The 17631-nt window shown below is 47.2% G+C and carries 15 protein-coding genes; 12 read left to right on the top strand and 3 right to left on the bottom strand.

Annotated features, from left to right (window positions below; genetic code table 11):
* The first annotated feature begins 1 nt into the window (after position 1).
* Together J2Z34_RS14665 and J2Z34_RS14660 are read left to right on the top strand one after the other, a co-directional pair.
* Positions 2–1312 carry a 2-hydroxyacyl-CoA dehydratase subunit D gene (locus J2Z34_RS14665; RefSeq protein ID WP_209460622.1) on the top strand — a complete coding sequence of 437 codons (1311 nt, stop codon included), beginning with the start codon at positions 2–4 and terminating at the stop codon, positions 1310–1312.
* Position 1313: 1 nt separating this feature from the next.
* Entirely contained in the window at positions 1314–2531 is a 1218-nt protein-coding gene (locus J2Z34_RS14660; RefSeq protein WP_209460621.1) for a CaiB/BaiF CoA transferase family protein, read from the top strand.
* Between the two features lie 97 nt (positions 2532–2628).
* Here the strand turns inward: J2Z34_RS14660 and J2Z34_RS14655 are convergent, their stop codons facing one another.
* The gene (locus J2Z34_RS14655; RefSeq protein ID WP_209460620.1) at positions 2629–4101 is read right to left on the bottom strand and encodes a PucR family transcriptional regulator; all 1473 of its coding nucleotides are present in this window, start codon (positions 4099–4101) and stop codon (positions 2629–2631) included.
* A 169-nt stretch (positions 4102–4270) separates the two neighbouring features.
* Complete coding sequence (locus J2Z34_RS14650; RefSeq protein ID WP_209460619.1) at positions 4271–5176, bottom strand: LysR family transcriptional regulator; 906 nt, start codon at positions 5174–5176, stop codon at positions 4271–4273.
* Between the two features lie 184 nt (positions 5177–5360).
* Here J2Z34_RS14650 and J2Z34_RS14645 point away from each other — a divergent pair, with 184 nt between their 5' ends.
* The 5 genes from J2Z34_RS14645 to J2Z34_RS14625 all read left to right on the top strand — a co-directional run bounded on the left by J2Z34_RS14645 (position 5361) and on the right by J2Z34_RS14625 (position 11138).
* Positions 5361–6923 (top strand): class I adenylate-forming enzyme family protein, encoded by a 1563-nt coding sequence (locus J2Z34_RS14645; RefSeq protein ID WP_209460618.1) that lies wholly within the window; start codon positions 5361–5363, stop codon positions 6921–6923.
* Positions 6924–7016: 93 nt separating this feature from the next.
* Positions 7017–8576: an acyl CoA:acetate/3-ketoacid CoA transferase gene (locus J2Z34_RS14640; protein ID WP_209460617.1), complete on the top strand. Its 1560-nt coding sequence runs from the start codon at positions 7017–7019 to the stop codon at positions 8574–8576.
* A 107-nt stretch (positions 8577–8683) separates the two neighbouring features.
* Positions 8684–9883 carry a thiolase family protein gene (locus J2Z34_RS14635; protein WP_209460616.1) on the top strand — a complete coding sequence of 400 codons (1200 nt, stop codon included), beginning with the start codon at positions 8684–8686 and terminating at the stop codon, positions 9881–9883.
* A 46-nt stretch (positions 9884–9929) separates the two neighbouring features.
* Positions 9930–10676, top strand: coding sequence for a beta-ketoacyl-ACP reductase (locus J2Z34_RS14630; RefSeq protein ID WP_209460615.1), 747 nt, complete (start codon positions 9930–9932; stop codon positions 10674–10676).
* 42 nt (positions 10677–10718) lie between these two features.
* Complete coding sequence (locus J2Z34_RS14625) at positions 10719–11138, top strand: MaoC family dehydratase (protein ID WP_209460614.1); 420 nt, start codon at positions 10719–10721, stop codon at positions 11136–11138.
* Positions 11139–11202: 64 nt separating this feature from the next.
* Here J2Z34_RS14625 and J2Z34_RS14620 read toward each other — a convergent pair whose 3' ends face one another.
* A complete protein-coding gene (locus J2Z34_RS14620) occupies positions 11203–11748 on the bottom strand; it encodes a PadR family transcriptional regulator (RefSeq protein ID WP_209460613.1) in 546 nt (181 codons plus the stop codon).
* Positions 11749–11969: 221 nt separating this feature from the next.
* On the opposite strand from J2Z34_RS14620, the gene J2Z34_RS14615 reads away from it, so the two are divergent.
* The 5 genes from J2Z34_RS14615 to J2Z34_RS14595 all read left to right on the top strand — a co-directional run bounded on the left by J2Z34_RS14615 (position 11970) and on the right by J2Z34_RS14595 (position 17398).
* Positions 11970–13532: an acyl CoA:acetate/3-ketoacid CoA transferase gene (locus J2Z34_RS14615; protein ID WP_209460612.1), complete on the top strand. Its 1563-nt coding sequence runs from the start codon at positions 11970–11972 to the stop codon at positions 13530–13532.
* 78 nt (positions 13533–13610) lie between these two features.
* A complete protein-coding gene (locus J2Z34_RS14610) occupies positions 13611–14750 on the top strand; it encodes an acyl-CoA dehydrogenase family protein (protein WP_209460611.1) in 1140 nt (379 codons plus the stop codon).
* A 16-nt stretch (positions 14751–14766) separates the two neighbouring features.
* Entirely contained in the window at positions 14767–15555 is a 789-nt protein-coding gene (etfB, locus tag J2Z34_RS14605) for an electron transfer flavoprotein subunit beta (protein WP_209460610.1), read from the top strand.
* A gap of 20 nt (positions 15556–15575) precedes the next feature.
* Positions 15576–16766: an electron transfer flavoprotein subunit alpha gene (locus J2Z34_RS14600; protein ID WP_209460609.1), complete on the top strand. Its 1191-nt coding sequence runs from the start codon at positions 15576–15578 to the stop codon at positions 16764–16766.
* On the top strand, positions 16763–17398 hold the full coding sequence (locus tag J2Z34_RS14595; protein ID WP_209460608.1) for a YczE/YyaS/YitT family protein: 636 nt from the start codon (positions 16763–16765) through the stop codon (positions 17396–17398). Before J2Z34_RS14600 ends, J2Z34_RS14595 begins: the two co-directional genes overlap by 4 nt.
* Positions 17399–17631 lie beyond the last annotated feature (233 nt).

Raw genomic sequence — 17631 nt, 5'->3', positions numbered from 1 at the left:
CATGGAAAAGGGAAAGACGACTCAAGATGGCGCAATGCGATCAGTGAAGACTATGGAAGCAGCGAGGCTTGCAAGTACATACCAGAAGGAATGGTTTGCCGGAATACATGACAGGGTAAATTCAGGAGAGGATTTCGCATACATCAATGCGGATGTGCCGATGGAGATCCTGAGAGCCATGGACATCCCCTTCGTAGTCAACCAGTGGTGGGCTGCAATATGCTCCGCCAAGCAGATGTCAAGCAAGTATTTCGCTCTGCTTAAGGAAGCTAATTACAGGGATGACCTGTGCTCATACTGTGCAACTGCTTTCGCAGGGTCCCTTGACCCGGACAAGAGCGACGCACCCTGGAATGGACTGCCAAAGCCCACTATGGCAATAACAAGGCTAACCTGCGACTCACAGGGTAAGATATTCGAGCTGTTTGCAAACAGATACGGTGCCGAATTCTATCCGATGGAAAATACCGTGCCTCTTTCAGTGCCTGAAAAATGGTGGGAGAAGGCGGAAGACAGATGGGAGGAGCTTTATTCCGAGGAGAGGCTTGATGCGGCAGTTGATGAGCTTAAGAGGCTTATTGCCTTCCTTGAGATAAAGACAGGCAGGATGTTCGATGAGAACAAGCTCATCGAGGTCATGAACCTTGTGAACGAGCAGGAAAGATACTACAAGATGGCCAGGAACCTCATTGCGGACAGATGTCCGGCACCGGCTGTGATAACTGACACTATCAATGCGGTGATGCAGGCCCAGTGGCAGAGGGGTACAAGATGGGCAGCGGACCATGCGAAATTCTTCTATAATGAGATTGAGCAAAGGGTAAAGGACGACTACAAGGCAGTCCCAAATGAAAAGATCAGACTCATGTGGATAGGACGCGGACTATGGTTCAACCTGGGATTCTATCAGTACTTCGAGGAGAAGTACGGTGCGGCATTCGTATGGTCAATGTACCTGGCGATGGGTGCTGATGCATACATTAGGAACGGAGTCGAGAAGGACCCGCTAAGGGCTCTTGCGGCAAGATTCATAGGCATGGAAGACTTTCTCCATATGCCTCCATGGAACGCTGAGTGGTTCATATCTGAGGCTCAGCACAACAAGATTGACGGAGTGGTGTATCTGGTACCTGAAAACTGCATGCAGGCGGTCGAAGGCTCCTACTTCATAACAAAGATGATGGAGGATGCAGGTATACCGGTGCTTCAGCTGAAGGCTGACCCTGTTGACCCGAGGAAATGGAACCAGGACAGCATGACAAGGGTAGTAAGTGAATTCATTGAGACAAGAATTAACAGGCAGGAGGTTTAAAATGGCAGGAATAGGACCACTTTCAGGATATAAGGTACTTGATTTCACACAGTTCGAATCAGGAACAGTTTGCACCGAGACTCTGGCATGGCTTGGCGCAGAGGTATGGAAGGTCGAAAGACCGGTAAAGGGTGAGCTTGGCAGGTATTCGGTGGAAGAGCCTTCTGTCGATGCTGTAGGCTTCGTAATACTCAACATGAACAAGGAGTCGATAACCTGCAACCTAAAGGACCCTGAAGGACTGAGGCTCATAAGGAAGCTGGTCGAACAGGTCGATGTGGTGGTTGAGAACATGGGTCCCGGATCCATGGATAAGCTCGGGCTTGGATACGAAGACTGTAAAAAACTCAACGAGAAGATCGTATATGCGCAGATTAAGGGATTCGGAACAGACGGACCATACGCTGAATACCCGGCGTTCAATCCAATAGCAGCCGCTGTTGGAGGCATGCCTGCGGTAACAGGACAGCCTGGCGAAATGCCTGTACAGTCAGGCCTGAATATTGCGGATTCAGGGGCTGGTTACATGTGCGCACTTTCGGTAATCGCTGCTCTTCTACAGAAGGAAAAACAAGGGATTGGCCAGAAAATCGAAGTCGCGATGCAGGACGTGGTCATTGGTTTCGGAAGGTCAAACTGGGAGCCGTACTACAGGACAGGAAAGCCTCCGAAAAGGGTCGGCAACGGAATGCCTCTCGAGGATGTTGCACCTGCAGGGATGTATGCCTGCAAGCCCTATGGTGAGAACGATTATGTTCACATATACTGCTCCAGGCATCCTGGCAGCAAGCAGTTCGAGAACCTTTGCAATGTGATCGGAAGAAGCGACCTGATCGAGGATACCAGATTCAAGACGCCAAGGTCCAGATATCTCTACAAGGACATCCTTAATCCAATCATAGAGGGATGGACAAGGGAACATACGAAGCAGGATGCCATGGACATACTGTGCAGGGCGGATATCCCGGCCGGAGCAGTCTTCGACTGCGACGATATAACGAAGGATGAGTATCTGAGAAGAAGAGGCACAATGGTTGAAATCGAGCATTCGAAGAGAGGCAAGCTTGTAATACCAGGATTTGCACCGAGAATGTCAGAGAACCATGTGGAGTACAGGTTGTCTCCCGAGCTTGGAAGTTACAGCGAGAAGGTATTCAAGGAATATGCTGGTCTTTCCGACGAGGACTACGAGGCACTCAAGGCGAAGCATATAATATAGGAAGCAGATTCTCCTTATATTATCAGTCTGAAAACTTAACCAGTGAATTTGAAAAGCAAAGGATCCGGGCTCGCCCGAATCCTTTGCTTTGTCTTTTCTAGTTGAACTTGATTTCCCAGGGGTCTATCTTCTTGTAATCCTGAAGGTACTTTATCGCAAGATATGAAAACATGAGGTTAAGTCTGAAGGTTCCGTCACTCAGGCTATGGTTAACTAGCGACTCTATCTTGTCGATCTTGTAGAGCATGGTATTCCTGTGAAGGTTCAGCTGCTTTGCTGTCTTTGTTGAGTTGCAGTCATTCATCAGGTATGCATACAGAACATCGGCAAGATTCGTATTGTGCTTTCGGTCATAGTGTACCAGCCAAAGTATGGCAGGGTCGCATAGATAAATCAGGTTTCCATGGTTGTATTTCGTCCTGAAGTTTACGCTGCACATGTCTATGATGTCCATTAGCCGGAACTCTTCGTAGTAATAAATGAGCTTGTTGCTGTCAGCTGTGAAGTTCTTTCCGAACTTGATTGCACTCTTGCACTGGAGGTAGAAGGTGTTCATGAAGAGATAGTGCTTTGAAGGATTGGATATTCCGATACGTGCACCATATTTTCTGAGAAGACCTGTGACTGCCTCCTGGTCGAAGGAGCATCTGTCGAACTGAGCTTGCTGACACCATATTACTATGTCGTCAAGATAAGTAGTTACTATCGAATTGGGTATGAGCCTCTCGAGCTGGTTTACTATAAAGTTTATAGGAGCCGGTGAGAGGGGGACTGAATCAAATTCGACCAGCAATATGAGATATATCTTCTTCAGCTTGAGATTCATGATCTCAAGCCTTGTTTTTATTTCATCCATGTTCTCGATCTTAAGCTCGATAAGGTCCGATACCATACTCTGAAAAGCCGAGTTTCCGCTGTAATTTATGATGCTGGTGCCGGTGGTCAACTGATTCCTTAAGGCTGAGCCAAGGATCGAGCTGAAATTAAGGATCCTATACATGCTCTCAACATCATGGGATACAAATAAGAGATACCCGATATTCTTCAGATGATAGCTGATTGATGAGACGACTATTGATGTGCCGTCCATGCAGGGAATTGTAAGCGTCGAATCCTCGAATTCGGCAGCCTTCCTTGCTTCAAGCACCATGTCCATGTACGGACTTGCCAGATATCCGACCTTAGTCAGTTCATCCATGAAGGAGCTGGATTTCTCTCCTTTTGCACTGAAGCTTCTCACTGAGTAGCCAGAGGAGACAAATGCAAGCTGACAGCCCAGCATTTCAGCTCCTTTGTCGATGAGCTGCTGGCAGCTTGCCGACTCGAGTTCAAGGATCCTGAACCTGTTTTCCCAGCTGGAATAGCAGCTGAGGATCTCGCTAAGATTATTATACAGGCAGAAGGGGTCCATGGCTGAATGAAGGACGGTGCCATTGAACTGCCGGACCGATGTCTCTTGAAGCTTCACCTCACTGGTAAGCACAAGTATTGAAGGAAACGGCAGCTTGAAAATGTTCATACTGTCGATATCCCTCTGAGAGGTGACTATGTAAAGGGTCCTTTCCTGCATTTTTGTACTTGCTGTCATGAACTCTATCTTCTGAATTGATTCGAATTCCCGCAAATTTGTATGCGTGTCAAAAAAGGACAATTTCGGATTATTTGTAAGCAAATGTATATTTTGCATAATAACCCCCCAATTAAGAGACTCCCTCTACAGTCGGCATCCAGGCAAGCGGCTATAAGGTTGCTTCTGAAGGAAGCATCCTCTCTTCCAGGTAATTCACGAATAATGTTCCTGGCTTGTAGTTGTAGCCCTTCTTGTAGATCAGGCCAATCTTTATCTCTTCTTCCACGCTATCTTCGATATGAATTACGTGGAAGCTGGCGTAGTCGTCAGGCGAAAGGAACATCTCCGGAAGGATCGCAACGAGGTCAGAGTGCATTAGAACTGAACGGATAAGCTCCTTGGATGTGCACTTCAGGAGTATGTTGGGCGTGAAGTGGTAGTTAAGGCACTCCTGAATTAACGATGATGTGAAGCTGAAACGCTCGGACAGCTCAACGAAACGTTCTGCCCGTATCGAATCGAAGGTTATCCTGCTCAGGGTGGCTATTGGATGGTTTTTCCTGCAGACAAGTACCTTCTTGCTTCTTATTGATGGAAGGTATGTCACTCCTATAACCGGTGTTTCGGTTGGATTGACTACCAGGCCGATATCTATCTTGTTATTTATAAGCAGGTTATGTACCTCGCTTGAACCTTCTTCCCTGAGTGCCAGGTTTATGTTTGGATAATCCTGGATGAAGTTCACGAGATTCGGTATATATTCGCTATTTGCCAGAAGCTGAGTTATGCCAAGCCGGATCCTTCCGGACAGGGTTTCCCCGGTCTTCTGGAACGAATCCAGAAAATGGTGATAGCTCTCCATGAACTCCTTTGTCTTTCCAAGCAGGTCCATTCCTGCGGGAGTCAGGGAAAGTGTCTTGTTCTTGTACACGAATACCGGTTCGCCGATTTCACGCTCGAGCTGCTTAATAGAGCTGCTAAGTGCAGGTTGGGAAACATACAGTCTTTCAGCGGCCATGGAATAGTTCCTGACCTGTGCGATCTCCAAAAAATACTTCAATTGCCTTATTTCCATTTTTTACACCACCTGAAATCCATGTAGGCATACATGTAGACATGTCAATTATAACATGTAAACATTCACATGTAAAATAAAAAATGGTTATACGTGGTAATAGATTTTCCGTATTAGACAGACCATGCCTTCATCAATAGAATGGGACCTGAGAAGTCAATATGACGATTGGTGAAGGTGAAAAATGGGAACTACATTTAGTGGATTCACAGAAAAGCTTGCAAGTAAATATGGCGACAAGACTGCAATAGTATTCAGGGGCGAAGAGCTGACATACCGGGACCTTGACAACTTTTCGGACAGAATAATGCTTTTCTACCTTGGCAACGGAATAAGCAAAGGTACTCATGTGGGTCTTCTGGCATCAAATTCAGCTGAATGGATAATACATTATCTGGCACTCTGCAAGATTGGTGCAGTAGCAGTATTGTTCAATACCCACCTGACAGGCGAAGAGCTGGCAAATGCACTTAATTATGCTGATGTAACATATCTCACGTGCGGGGATAGAGCTGAAAAGGCAGAATTCAAGGTATGCCTGGATAAGATAAACAGGGAGTCAGCCCCTATGCTGAAGCGGATATTCCACATTGGCCATGAGCTTGGACCTCTGCTAATGAGTTACAAGGAGCCAAGCGAGTTGGAGGCTGAATACCTCAGAGGCAGGAAGGCGTCAGTTGATCCGGCGGACCCTGTGAACCTCATTTTCACGTCGGGGACTATAGCCAAGCCAAAGGGTGTCCTTACAAGCGGATACCAGATGCTGACAGCGGCCGCTGAGGCTGCGAGGCACATGAGGCTGGGACCGGATACAAGGATATGCTCTGTGCTTCCCCTTTATCATTGCTACGGACTTTCAGTTGACCTGCTTGCGGGGCTGACAGCAGGAGGGACTATTTATATCCTTGAAGCCTTCAGGTCGGCAGATGTTCTTGAATGCATTGAAAAGAACAGATGCACCGTGTTCAACGGAGTCACGACAATGTTCCTCGCCATGATGAGGCACGAAAACCGGATGAACTACAAGATCAGCTCGCTGATTACAGGGACGGTTGCTGGGTCTTATGTATCCCCAAATGAATTTATGGAGATAAGCAGGAACTTTTCAATACCTCACCTGCAGATGTCATATGGCCAGACGGAAGCGACAGCCGGCATAACCTTCTCAGGTTTCGATGAAAGCCTTGAAAGCAAATCGCACCATGTAGGGAAGCCAATCGAGGGAACTAGCCTTAGGATCAGCGGAGCTGAAGGGCTGCCTGGGATTTCCGGGGAGATTGAGATCAAAGGTTTCAATGTCATGAAGGGTTACTACAGGATGAAGGATGAGAGTGAAAAGACATTCACTGATGATGGCTGGATGAAGACAGGAGACCTTGGGATGCTGGATGAAGACGGAAATCTCCATATCACCGGACGTGTGAAGGAGCTCATCATAAGATGCGGTGAGAACATATCGCCAGTTGAGGTGGAGGCCTGCATACGGAACTATCCGGGGATTGAGGACGTGAAGGTGATAGGTGTGCCTGCAGAAGTCATTCAGGAAAAGGTTGTAGCCTGCATCATTCTCAAGAAGGGCTGGCGGATCAACGAGCAGCTTCTCATAAACCATATGAGGAAACATCTGGCGCAATTCAAGATACCTGAGAGTATCGAGTATTTCAGCGAATTTCCAATCGGACGGACTGGCAAGGTTAACACAGGAGAGCTTAAGAAAATGGTCACCGGGACACTCGCTAAGGTATAGATTTTTCTGATAGCTGGCAATAAGACACCGGTATTATACATGAACTCAAAGTGGATATATGATGAAGACAAGATTAAAGGGGGGGAAACATAGTTGGCTAAGTATATTACGGCAAAGGAAGCTGCGCTTCTGGTAAACGACTTCGATACAGTAGGTATAGCAGCACAGGGTCTCGCCGGCTGGCCTGATGAAATCGGGGAAGCGATGGCAGACAGATACAAAGAGGAAGGTCATCCTGCAAACCTGAAGATCAAGCAGGCATGCCATACCGGAGACTGGAAACAGAGAGGAACCACAAGGTTCGGCATCAAGGGCATGGTAAGAAGCTGGACAGGTGCACATATAGGCGGTTCTACGAAAATGTGCCAGCTGGCACTTGAAGAGGAGATTGCTACATACGCTCTTCCCCAGGGAGTAATAATCAACCTTTGGAGAGAGATCGCAGCTCACAGACCAGGACTGATAACAAAGGTCGGTATTGGAACTTACATCGATCCGAGAATTGAAGGCGGAAAGATGAATGAGGCAGCCAGAAAGTCTGAAGACATAGTAAGGATACTCAATATCGACAATGAAGACTACCTTTTCTTTCCAACTTTCCCTGTGAACGTATGTATATTGAGGGGAACCACAGCTGATGAAAATGGAAATGTCAGCATGGAAAGGGAGATGTTCCTAAACGAAGGCTACTCGCTGGCAGCAGCTACGAGAAACACCGGAGGAATCGTCATAGTCCAGGTTGAATACAAGGTCAAGAATGGAGCAATCAAGCCAAAGGATGTCATTATCCCAGGAGCTCTTGTCGACTACGTTGTCGTAGCGACTAAAGAGGAGGCATCATGGCAGACTGAAGGAAGATACTATAGTCCTGCATTTTCAGGTGAGCATAGGGTTCCGACAGGATCCATGCCCGTACTCGCTTTGGATGAAAAGAAGATCGTCGCAAGAAGATGCGCCAGGGAGCTCAAGAGCGGCATGATAGTAAACCTTGGAGTGGGGATGCCCGCCAACGTGGCTTCCATAGCAGCAGAGGAAGATTGTATAGATAAGATCACTCTGACTGTGGAAGGTGGAAGCTTTGGCGGAGTAGCTGCAGCAAAGCCCGATTTCGGTGCGGTATACAATTCGGAGGCCATCATTCCTCATAACCAGATGTTTGATTTCTACGATGGCGGCGGATTGGATCTTGCAGTCCTTGGACTGGCACAGGTCGATGAAGACGGTAACCTGAATGTGAGCAAGTTCGGTCCGAAATTCATGGGACCCGGCGGATTCATAAACATATCGCAGGCATCGAAGAAGGTTGTATTCTGCGGAAGCTTCATGGTCGGTGCCAAGACTAAAGTCGAGGATGGTAAACTCATCATCGTCGAGGAAGGCACAGAAAAGAAATTCATGAAGAAGGTCGACCAGATCACCTTCAGCGGAAAGACTGCTGCGGCAAACAACAAGACAGTCCTCTATGTGACAGAAAGATGCGTATTCCAGCTTACAAAGGATGGAATGGAGCTGATTGAAGTTGCACCAGGAATTGACGTTGAAAAGGATATACTGGCAAACATGGAATTCAAGCCGCTTGTGAGCAAGGACCTTAAGACCATGGATGAAGAGATTTTCAAAGAGACCTGGGGCAGCCTGAAGAGCATAGTATAGCTGCCAGAAAAGAAAAGAATGATTATAGAGAACCATAGAAGTCACTTTAAGGGTTTAACAGGTAGGTAAAAGAATCATATATAAAACAAAGAAAAGGAGACAAAGAAATGGCATATACCAAAGCATACATACCTTACGGAGGATATTACTCGACACCATTCGTAAGATGGAACGGATCACTAAAGTCTGAAAATCCGATAGTCCTCAGCGCAGAAACAGCAAAACGCTGGTTCGCTGACAAGAAGCTTGACCCGACAGTACTGGACTTCCTGTACATGGGATCAACAGTTGTAAATCCTTTGTCATTCTACGGACATGCATATGCGGCTGCAGTTATCCTCGACAGGAAAAAGGAGATACCTGCACTTTCGATGAACCAGGTTTGCGCGACTTCAACCACTACACTCGGACTCGCGGCAAATGACATCGAGCTTGGAAATTTTGATTCTGTATTCTGCCTCTCGACCGACAGGTGCTCTAGCACTCCTATCGTTGTAGCACCAAACCCAAGGACAGGCAGCCTTGATATAGAGAACGTGGTCCTTGACAATTTCAAAAGGGATCCGTCGCCGGGAGCAGGACTGCAGATGTACCAGACAGCCGAGGCAGTAGCCAGGGAAGTTGGAATCACCAAACAGGAATGTGACGAAATTGCGCTCCTAAGATACCAGCAGTACCTTGATGCACTTGCAAATGACAGGGAGTTCCAGAAGAAGTACATGTTCCCTGTTGAAGTTAGAGAAAGCAAAAGAGAAGTCAAATACATTTCAGAGGATGAGGGAGTAAGGCCTGTAACAGCAGAGGAACTTGCAAAACTCAAGCCAATCGAAGCGGGCGGAGTACTTTCCTACGGAAGCCAGACTCACCCAGCTGACGGAAACTGCGGACTTATAGTCACTACCAAGGACAAGGCAAAGGAACTAAGCACAGACAAGAACATAACAGTTCAGGTCCTGTCATATGGAATAGTGAGGATCGGAGCAGGCCGTATGGCAGCTGCGCCAGTACCAGCTCTTGAGCTTGCAGCCAAGAGGGCAGGAATAAAGATCAGCGACCTCAGCCAGGTAAAGACACACAATCCTTTTGCAGTTAACGATGCAAACCTTGGCAGGATGCTGAACATCGACCAGAAAATAATAAACAACTGCGGATCATCAATGATCTACGGACATCCACAGGGTCCTACAGCAGGAAGGTCAATAATGGAGCTTGTAGAGCTGCTTGCGAAGCAGGGTGGCGGATATGGAGCATTCACAGGCTGTGCAGCAGGTGACATTGGAGCCTCCATAGTAATAAAGGTCGGCTAATCAAATAGATATACTAAAAAAGCTTAGGAATAAAGGAGATATGAAAATGAGACGTTTTGAAAATCAGGTAGCAGTTGTAACCGGATCAGGAAGAGGCCTTGGAAAGGCTTTCGTTGAAAGGTTCGCACAGGAAGGTGCCAAGGTTGTCGTTACAGACATCAATGAAGAGGCTTGCATCGTAGTCAGAGATGAAATCATAGCTGCAGGCGGAGAAGCCATAGCAATCGCATGCGACGTAACAAACAGGGCGCAGGTTGCAGACATGATGAAGACTGTCATCGAGACTTACGGACAGATAGATGTACTAGTCAACAACGCAGGAATAACAAGGGATGCATCCTTCATGAAGATGACTGACGACCAGTTCGACTTAGTAATCAACACCAACATGAAGTCCATGTTCATCTGCACACAGGAAGCTGTTAAGTACATGTTCGAGAGAAAGTACGGAAGAGTCATAAACATAAGCTCACTTACAGGAGTAGCAGGAAACTTCGGTCAGACTAACTACGGCGCAGCAAAGGCCGGAGTAATCGGAATGACAAAGACCTGGAGCAAGGAGTTCGGAAGAAAGGGTGTAACCTGCAATGCAATCGCACCTGGATTCATGATGACTGAAATGACACTTACAATGAAGCAGGAAATAATCGATAACCTCATCTCACAGATACCAGTTGGAAGAGGCGGAGATCCTAAGGAGCTCGCTGGAGCAGTAGCATTCCTTGCATCTGGTGAAGCCGGATTCATAAACGGAGCTACACTCAACATCAATGGCGGAACCTACTGCAGCTAATCCATGATACAAGAATAAATCAAAATTTGGAGGAATAAAAAAATGGCATATGAAATGAAGAGCTTTGACGATTTCAAGGTAGGAGACAAGAACTCCTTCACAAAGACAATAACAGAGACAGACGTAATATTGTTCGCAGGAATAAGCGGGGATTTCAATCCTCTCCACATGAACGAGGAATATGCAAAGACTACTGTATTCAAGTCGAGGATCTGCCATGGAATGCTTGTTGAGAGCCTTTTCGGACCAGCAGGAGCACCATTCTTCGGAGGAGCTTCAGTATATATGGGACACACTCAGAAATTCAAGGCACCTACAAGGATGGGCGATACTATAACAGCTTATGTTGAAGTCGCTGAGAAGATAGAAGAGAAGAAGATACTCAAGGTACACAACTATGCAGTAAACCAGGATGGAACAATTGTCATCGATGGAGAGGCTACTGTAAAGATACTCAAGTAAAATAACCCCTGACCGTTTGACAATGAAAAGAAGGCACGGTATGACCGTACCTTCTTTTTTCAAATCAAGCCCGTGAAATATGGGAGAGATAATCATCAAGCCAGTTGATGTAGTATTTCTCGCGCATGATGGCACTCTCAAGGACGATGAAGTCGCCGAATTCCCTGGTTTTCACAGAAGGTGGTACAGGATAGGTTCGGTCCATGATCCTCTGAAGGGATTCAAGCTTCTGAACATGCTTCAGCTTCTGCTGTTTCACAAGGTCAGAAAGCTCATCAAGGTCCAGAAAATCTGAAAAGTAAGCCCTTAACCTGAATATATCCTTGGGAGTAGCTTCCAGCGGATCATCCTTGACAAGCCACTTCATGAGGTCCTTCCTGCCCTTTTCGGTGATGGTGTACAGTTTCTTTTCGAGCTTTTCACCCTGGATCACGACCTCAAAGCTTATGGAGCCCTCATCGATCAGCTTGCTGAGCTCGGGGTATACCTGACTGTGGTTTGCATACCAGAAGTTGGCCAGAACATTTGAGTTGAATTCCTTGGTTATATCGTAACCTGTCATCGGTTCGCGGTTGATAAGCCCAAGTATGGCATATTTAAGTGTTCGCATACATGTTACCTCCTACATATTGATGCAATCATACCATAACATCTTCTAAAACTGAACATCTAAGCAAACAGAAAAAAATCAGGATAAGTAAAAATATGTTTGTGAAAATTTTAGAAAAAGACGTAAATTCAAACATGTAAATATTTACGTGATTAAATTAACATGTTATACTATTGTTATGAAATTAACGAGTAAGAAAACATGTAGGGGTGATCAAAGTCATGGTTGAATTCATCACGGCGAAAGAAGCTGCAGGACTCATTCCAGACAATGCGACTGTAGGAGTCGCAGGCATGGGTCTCTCAGGGTGGCCTGAGGAAATTGCAGTGGCAATTGCAGAAAACTATAAAGCCACAGGCCATCCCCGGGACCTCTCGATGAAGCAGGGCAGCGCACTGGGAGACTGGAAAGAGAGAGGTATGACAAGGTTTGGCGTAGAAGGCCTTGTATCAAAATGGTCGGCTGCACATATCGGGTCTGCCTTTGCAATGAATGACCTTGTCAGGGCAAACAAGATCGCATGCCATTGCCTTCCGCAGGGAGTGATCGTCAACCTGTGGCGTGAAATAGCGGCGCACAGACCGGGCCTTTTGACAAAGATTGGACTCGGGACCTTCGTTGATCCCCGCATCGAAGGCGGAAAGATGAACAAGGTCACAAATGAAGACATTGTTGAGGTTGTAAATCTGCATGGAGAAGAGTACCTGTTCTACAAATCCTTCCCTCTCGATGTCGCCATCTTAAGGGGAACAACAGCAGACAGGAACGGGAACATAACATTTGAGAACGAAGGTCCGATAAATGAAGGCCTGGTAGTGGCTCAGGCTGCTAAGAACAGTGGTGGAATCGTAATCGTCCAGGTAGAGTACGAAGCAGCCAAGGGAACCCTTCACCCGAAGAATGTAAAGATACCCGGAGCCCTTGTGGATTATGTGGTGATTGCAACTGATAAGAGAGCCTGCTGGCAGACAGAGGGAACTTATTATGAGCCTGCGTTTGCAGGAAACATAAAGAAGCCTCTGGACGGTATTCCGGTAGTTCCACTCTCTGAAAGAAAGGTAATTGCCAGAAGGTGCGCAGCTGAGCTGAGGAAAGGCGATATAGTCAACCTTGGAGTCGGGATACCAGCTGATGTTGCAAGTGTGGCTGCTGAAGAAGGGCACATCGAAGACATCATCCTGACGACAGAGAGCGGTGCCTTCGGCGGAGTTCCAGCAAGCCAGCCGAACTTTGGAAGCTCCTATAATGCTGAAGCAAACATCGACCATGGCTACATGTTCGATTTCTACGACGGTGGTGGTATAGATGTTGCGGTGCTTGGCCTTGCACAGGCTGACCAGCATGGAAACATCAATGTGAGTAAGTTCTTCATACCGGGATTCGGGGACAGGCTGACTGGCCCGGGTGGGTTCATCAACATCTCACAGAGCTCCAAGAAGGTTATATTCGCTGGTACCTTCTCAGCAAAATGCAGGATGGAGATTTCAGGCGGAGCACTTGTGATCCATGAAGCTGGCAAGGGGATGAAGTTTCTCAAGGAAGTGGAGCAGGTCACGTTCAGCGGGGAGTATGGTGCTAGGAGCGGGCAGGAGATTCTGTATGTTACCGAGCGCTGCGTCTTCAGGCTGATCGAAGGAAAGATGACAGTAATCGAGATTGCTCCCGGTGTGGACCTTGAAAAGGACATCATAGGACAGATGGAATTCATTCCGGAAATAGCAGAGGACCTTAAGCTTATGGACAGCAGCCTGTTTTGTGAAGACTGGGGCGGGCTGAGGCTATAAAAACACTAAAGTATTAGATCATAAAGACACTAGCAAACAGAGCAATACATATTGAAAAGAGATTGAGGAGGAAATGAAATGTTTTTTACTGAACAGCATGAGCTCATAAGAAAGCTTGCGAAGGATTTCGCCGAGAAGGAGCTTACAAACGACGTACTTGACAAGGTTGAGGAGTCCGGTGTGTTTCCAAAGGAAATCCTGGATAAGATGGGAAAAGCCGGATTTTTCGGTATAAAGATCCCCAGGGAAGTCGGAGGTCAGGGTGCAGACGCCAGGTCCTACGCCATAGTCATGGAGGAGGTAGCAAAGGTAAGCGCTGTTGCCAGCCTTTATGTATCATCACCGAACTCTCTGTCAGGCGGCCCTTTGCTTCTTGCGGGTACTGACGAGCAGAAGGAGAAATATCTAAGACCTGTAGTGACAGGAGAGAAGATACTTGCCTTCGGACTGACCGAGCCAGGTGCAGGATCTGATGCTGGCGGAATGACAAGCACTGCAGTGAAGGATGGCGACTACTATATCCTTAACGGCAGGAAGACCTTCATCACAATGGCGCCGCTGGCCGATTACGCCATAATCTACGCGAAGACAGACCTGACAAAGGGCACAAAAGGAATATCAGCTTTCATAGTTGACATGACTCTTGAAGGCGTTTCCTGCGGAAAAGCCGAGCACAAGATGGGCCTCGTAGGCTGCGCAACAAGCGACATCATACTTGAGAACGTAAGGGTGCACAAGGACGACCTTCTCGGTGAAGAAGGCAAGGGCTTCACGAACGCCATGAAGACCCTCGACACAGGAAGAATGGGGGTTGCGGCACAATCGATAGGAGTTGCCCAGGGAGCTCTCGATGAGGCGATAAAGTACGCCAAAGAGAGAAAGCAGTTCGGTAGAAGGATAGCTGATTTCCAGTCCATAAGCTTCATGATCGCTGACATGGCGACAAAGCTCGAGGCAGCCAAGCAGCTTGTCTACAAGACAGCATACCTGATGGATACAAAACAGCCATCCGGCCAGAGCGCTTCCATGGCCAAGTACTACGCGTCAGAGGTATGCAACGAAATTTGCGCCAAGGCCGTTCAGATCCATGGTGGATACGGCTACATCAAGGAGTACAAGGTAGAGAGATTCTACAGGGATGCAAGGATATTCACAATATATGAAGGCACTTCGCAGGTACAGCAGATGGTAATAGCTGGCACCCTGCTGAAGAAGTAACGGGAGGTAATTTACAATGAAGATTCTAGTTTGCGTAAAACAGGTTCCTGATACAAACGAAGTAAAGATAGACCCGGTCAAGGGTACGCTGATAAGGGACGGAGTCCCAAGTATCCTTAATCCGGATGATGCCAATGCACTTGAGGCAGCGCTTGCCCTGAAGGATACTATGGCTGACACGACTGTTGCAGTACTTACGATGGGACCACCTCAGGCAACATACATGCTCAGGGAGTGCCTCGCAATGGGTGCCGATGAAGCATATCTTCTGAGCGACAGGGCATTCGGCGGAGCCGACACATGTGCCACATCGACTACACTTGCGGCAGGAGTCAGGAAGGTCAAGGATGTTGACATCATATTCGCCGGAAGGCAGGCCATAGACGGAGACACTGCACAGGTTGGACCTCAGCTTGCACAGAGGCTGGACCTTCCAGTGGTAACCTATGTGGAGAAGCTTGTAAGCATAGATAAGGACAAGGCGGTCGTACACAGACAGATGGAGGACGGCTACGAGGTTGTTGAAGTCAAAACTCCTTGCGTTCTGACTGCAGTCAAGGAACTCAACGTACCAAGGTACATGTCCATAGGTGGAGTCATGAACGCATACCAGAAGCAGATAGAGGTCTGGGGACACAAGGATGTTGAGCTAGACCCATCCTGCTGCGGACTCAGTGCTTCACCGACACAGGTATTCCGTTCATTCACTCCTCCTCCTAAGGGAAAGGGAGAGATGCTCGACGGAACCATACAGGTCATGGCGGGGAATCTCGTAACTAAGCTTAAGCAGAAACATTACATCTAAATTGAAAGGACTGAGATAACATGTCTGTAAATATAATTAACGAAAAATGCAAGGGCTGCACCATATGTGTAAAGAGTTGTCCTTTTGGTGCGATAACAATGTCAGGCAAGCTTGCCGTAATCGGCGTGGCCTGCACCAGCTGTGGCGTATGTGTAGACAAATGCCCGTTCAAGGCAATAGAGAAGATTGAAGAGAAGAAAGAAACTACCGATCTGTCTGAATATAGCGGTATCTGGGTATTCGCAGAGCAGAGGGATAAGAAGATAATGCCAGTTGTCATCGAGCTGCTTGGCGAGGGAAAAAAGCTTGCTGCAGAGATCGGATGCGAGCTGTCAGCGGTTGTTTGCGGATCTGGCATAGGAAACCTTGCTGACGAGCTTTTCGAGTATGGTGCTGACAAGGTTTATGTTGCAGATTCACCGGAGCTTGAAAAATACACTACGGATGGATATACAAAAGTGATATTCGAAGCCATAGGCAAATACAAGCCTGAAATCGTGCTTCTTGGCGCAACACATATAGGAAGGGATCTTGGACCATGCCTCGCAGTAAAAGCCAATACTGGCCTAACTGCAGACTGCACAAAGCTTGAGATTGATCCTGATGACAAGAAGATAAAGCAGACCCGTCCGGCATTCGGCGGAAACCTTATGGCAACCATAGTCTGCCCGAACCATAGACCACAGATGTCGACCGTAAGGCCTGGTGTAATGGACAAGGCTGCGAAAGTTTCCGGAAGAAAGGGAGAGACAGTAAAGCTGTCAGTTTCATTCTCTGAAGGAGAAATAAGGACTAAGGTTGTAGATGTAGTGAAGCACCTTAAGGAAATGGTATCCCTGACTGATGCGGAAATAATCGTTTCAGGCGGCAAGGGAATGAAGGGGCCTGAGGGCTTCGAACTCCTGAGACAGCTTTCACACAGGCTTGGCGGAGTCGTAGCAGCATCAAGAGCTGCAGTCGATGCCGGCTGGATGGACCATGCCTACCAGGTAGGACAGACAGGAACCACCGTTAAGCCAAAGATATACATTGCCTGCGGAATCTCAGGAGCGATACAGCATATCGCCGGGATGCAGAATTCAGAGCAGATCATCGCGATAAACTCAGCTGAAAATGCACCGATATTTGAAGTTGCAGATTATGGCATAGTTGGAGACCTGTTCAAGGTAATCCCGGCGATAATCGATGAGCTCGACAAACAATGTTCATGAAGCTGTTAGTTAAAATCCCGAAGTATTGCCTGGGACTACTATTCCTTGCTGTTGGAGTAACATTTTCGATAAAATCGAACCTTGGCATATCGCCTGTAAATTCAATCGGCTATGTGCTCAGCGTTATAATGGGAATCGACCAGGGTAAGGTAATAACCGTAATATTCTCTGTTTATGTACTGCTTCAGCTGGTGCTTCTTCGAAGGAAGTTCAAGCCGCAATACCTGCTGCAGATAGCATTCTCGTCCATATTCGGCTATTTTGTCAGCTTCAGCAACTCAATGCTAACATTCCCGGTTGCGGACTTCTATCCGCTCCAGCTGGCTTACCTTGTAGTGAGCATAATATTGGTAGCCTTAGGCGTAACATTGTACATGGGCGCTGACCTCATGCCTATGCCAGCTGAAGGTGTCATGCTTGCGATAACCCAACTGACAGGGATATCGTTCCATAAGGTGAAGATGATTTTCGACACTGCCGTGGTCATGATTTCTGTTGCCGTAGGCCTGATTTTTGCTGGACATATACTGGGAGTAAGGGAAGGCACTGTGCTTTCTGCCCTTTTTGTCGGAAAGCTTGTTGGAGTATTCAATTCCATGAAGGCAAAAATGAATCTGAAGACAGCAGCTTAAAGAAAAAGTACCATCTATGCCTGACCCTGCCAGACCTGATCTTACAAGTCTGACCTGACCACAATAAAGATTTCGGATTTTGTCTGGTTTAATTTAAATCGCTGAGTCATTCATAAAGAATGCCTCGGCGATTTTTTGTTGGTCACTTTAGTGCGTTTCAAATGGCACATTTGAAACAAATAAACCACCTGCTATGCAGGTGGAGGAAATAATAGCTTCAGCTTCAAGAAACA

It is taken from the genome of Youngiibacter multivorans, assembly GCF_017873395.1.
GTDB classification, from domain to species: Bacteria; Bacillota; Clostridia; order Clostridiales; family Clostridiaceae; genus Youngiibacter; species Youngiibacter multivorans.
This window is presented reverse-complemented; position numbering and strand designations above follow the sequence as displayed.

What these genes read in the sequence shown, in the direction of transcription:
- J2Z34_RS14655 (WP_209460620.1), bottom strand. Translation starts at nt 4,101, where the DNA reads ATGCAGGAAAGGACCCTTTACATAGTCACCTCTCAGAGGGATATCGAC.
- J2Z34_RS14600 (WP_209460609.1), top strand. Translation starts at nt 15,576, where the DNA reads ATGTCTGTAAATATAATTAACGAAAAATGCAAGGGCTGCACCATATGT.
- J2Z34_RS14660 (WP_209460621.1), top strand. Translation starts at nt 1,314, where the DNA reads ATGGCAGGAATAGGACCACTTTCAGGATATAAGGTACTTGATTTCACA.
- J2Z34_RS14595 (WP_209460608.1), top strand. Translation starts at nt 16,763, where the DNA reads ATGAAGCTGTTAGTTAAAATCCCGAAGTATTGCCTGGGACTACTATTC.
- J2Z34_RS14665 (WP_209460622.1), top strand. Translation starts at nt 2, where the DNA reads ATGGAAAAGGGAAAGACGACTCAAGATGGCGCAATGCGATCAGTGAAG.
- J2Z34_RS14625 (WP_209460614.1), top strand. Translation starts at nt 10,719, where the DNA reads ATGGCATATGAAATGAAGAGCTTTGACGATTTCAAGGTAGGAGACAAG.
- J2Z34_RS14615 (WP_209460612.1), top strand. Translation starts at nt 11,970, where the DNA reads ATGGTTGAATTCATCACGGCGAAAGAAGCTGCAGGACTCATTCCAGAC.
- J2Z34_RS14645 (WP_209460618.1), top strand. Translation starts at nt 5,361, where the DNA reads ATGGGAACTACATTTAGTGGATTCACAGAAAAGCTTGCAAGTAAATAT.
- J2Z34_RS14620 (WP_209460613.1), bottom strand. Translation starts at nt 11,748, where the DNA reads ATGCGAACACTTAAATATGCCATACTTGGGCTTATCAACCGCGAACCG.
- etfB (WP_209460610.1), top strand. Translation starts at nt 14,767, where the DNA reads ATGAAGATTCTAGTTTGCGTAAAACAGGTTCCTGATACAAACGAAGTA.
- J2Z34_RS14630 (WP_209460615.1), top strand. Translation starts at nt 9,930, where the DNA reads ATGAGACGTTTTGAAAATCAGGTAGCAGTTGTAACCGGATCAGGAAGA.
- J2Z34_RS14650 (WP_209460619.1), bottom strand. Translation starts at nt 5,176, where the DNA reads ATGGAAATAAGGCAATTGAAGTATTTTTTGGAGATCGCACAGGTCAGG.
- J2Z34_RS14610 (WP_209460611.1), top strand. Translation starts at nt 13,611, where the DNA reads ATGTTTTTTACTGAACAGCATGAGCTCATAAGAAAGCTTGCGAAGGAT.
- J2Z34_RS14635 (WP_209460616.1), top strand. Translation starts at nt 8,684, where the DNA reads ATGGCATATACCAAAGCATACATACCTTACGGAGGATATTACTCGACA.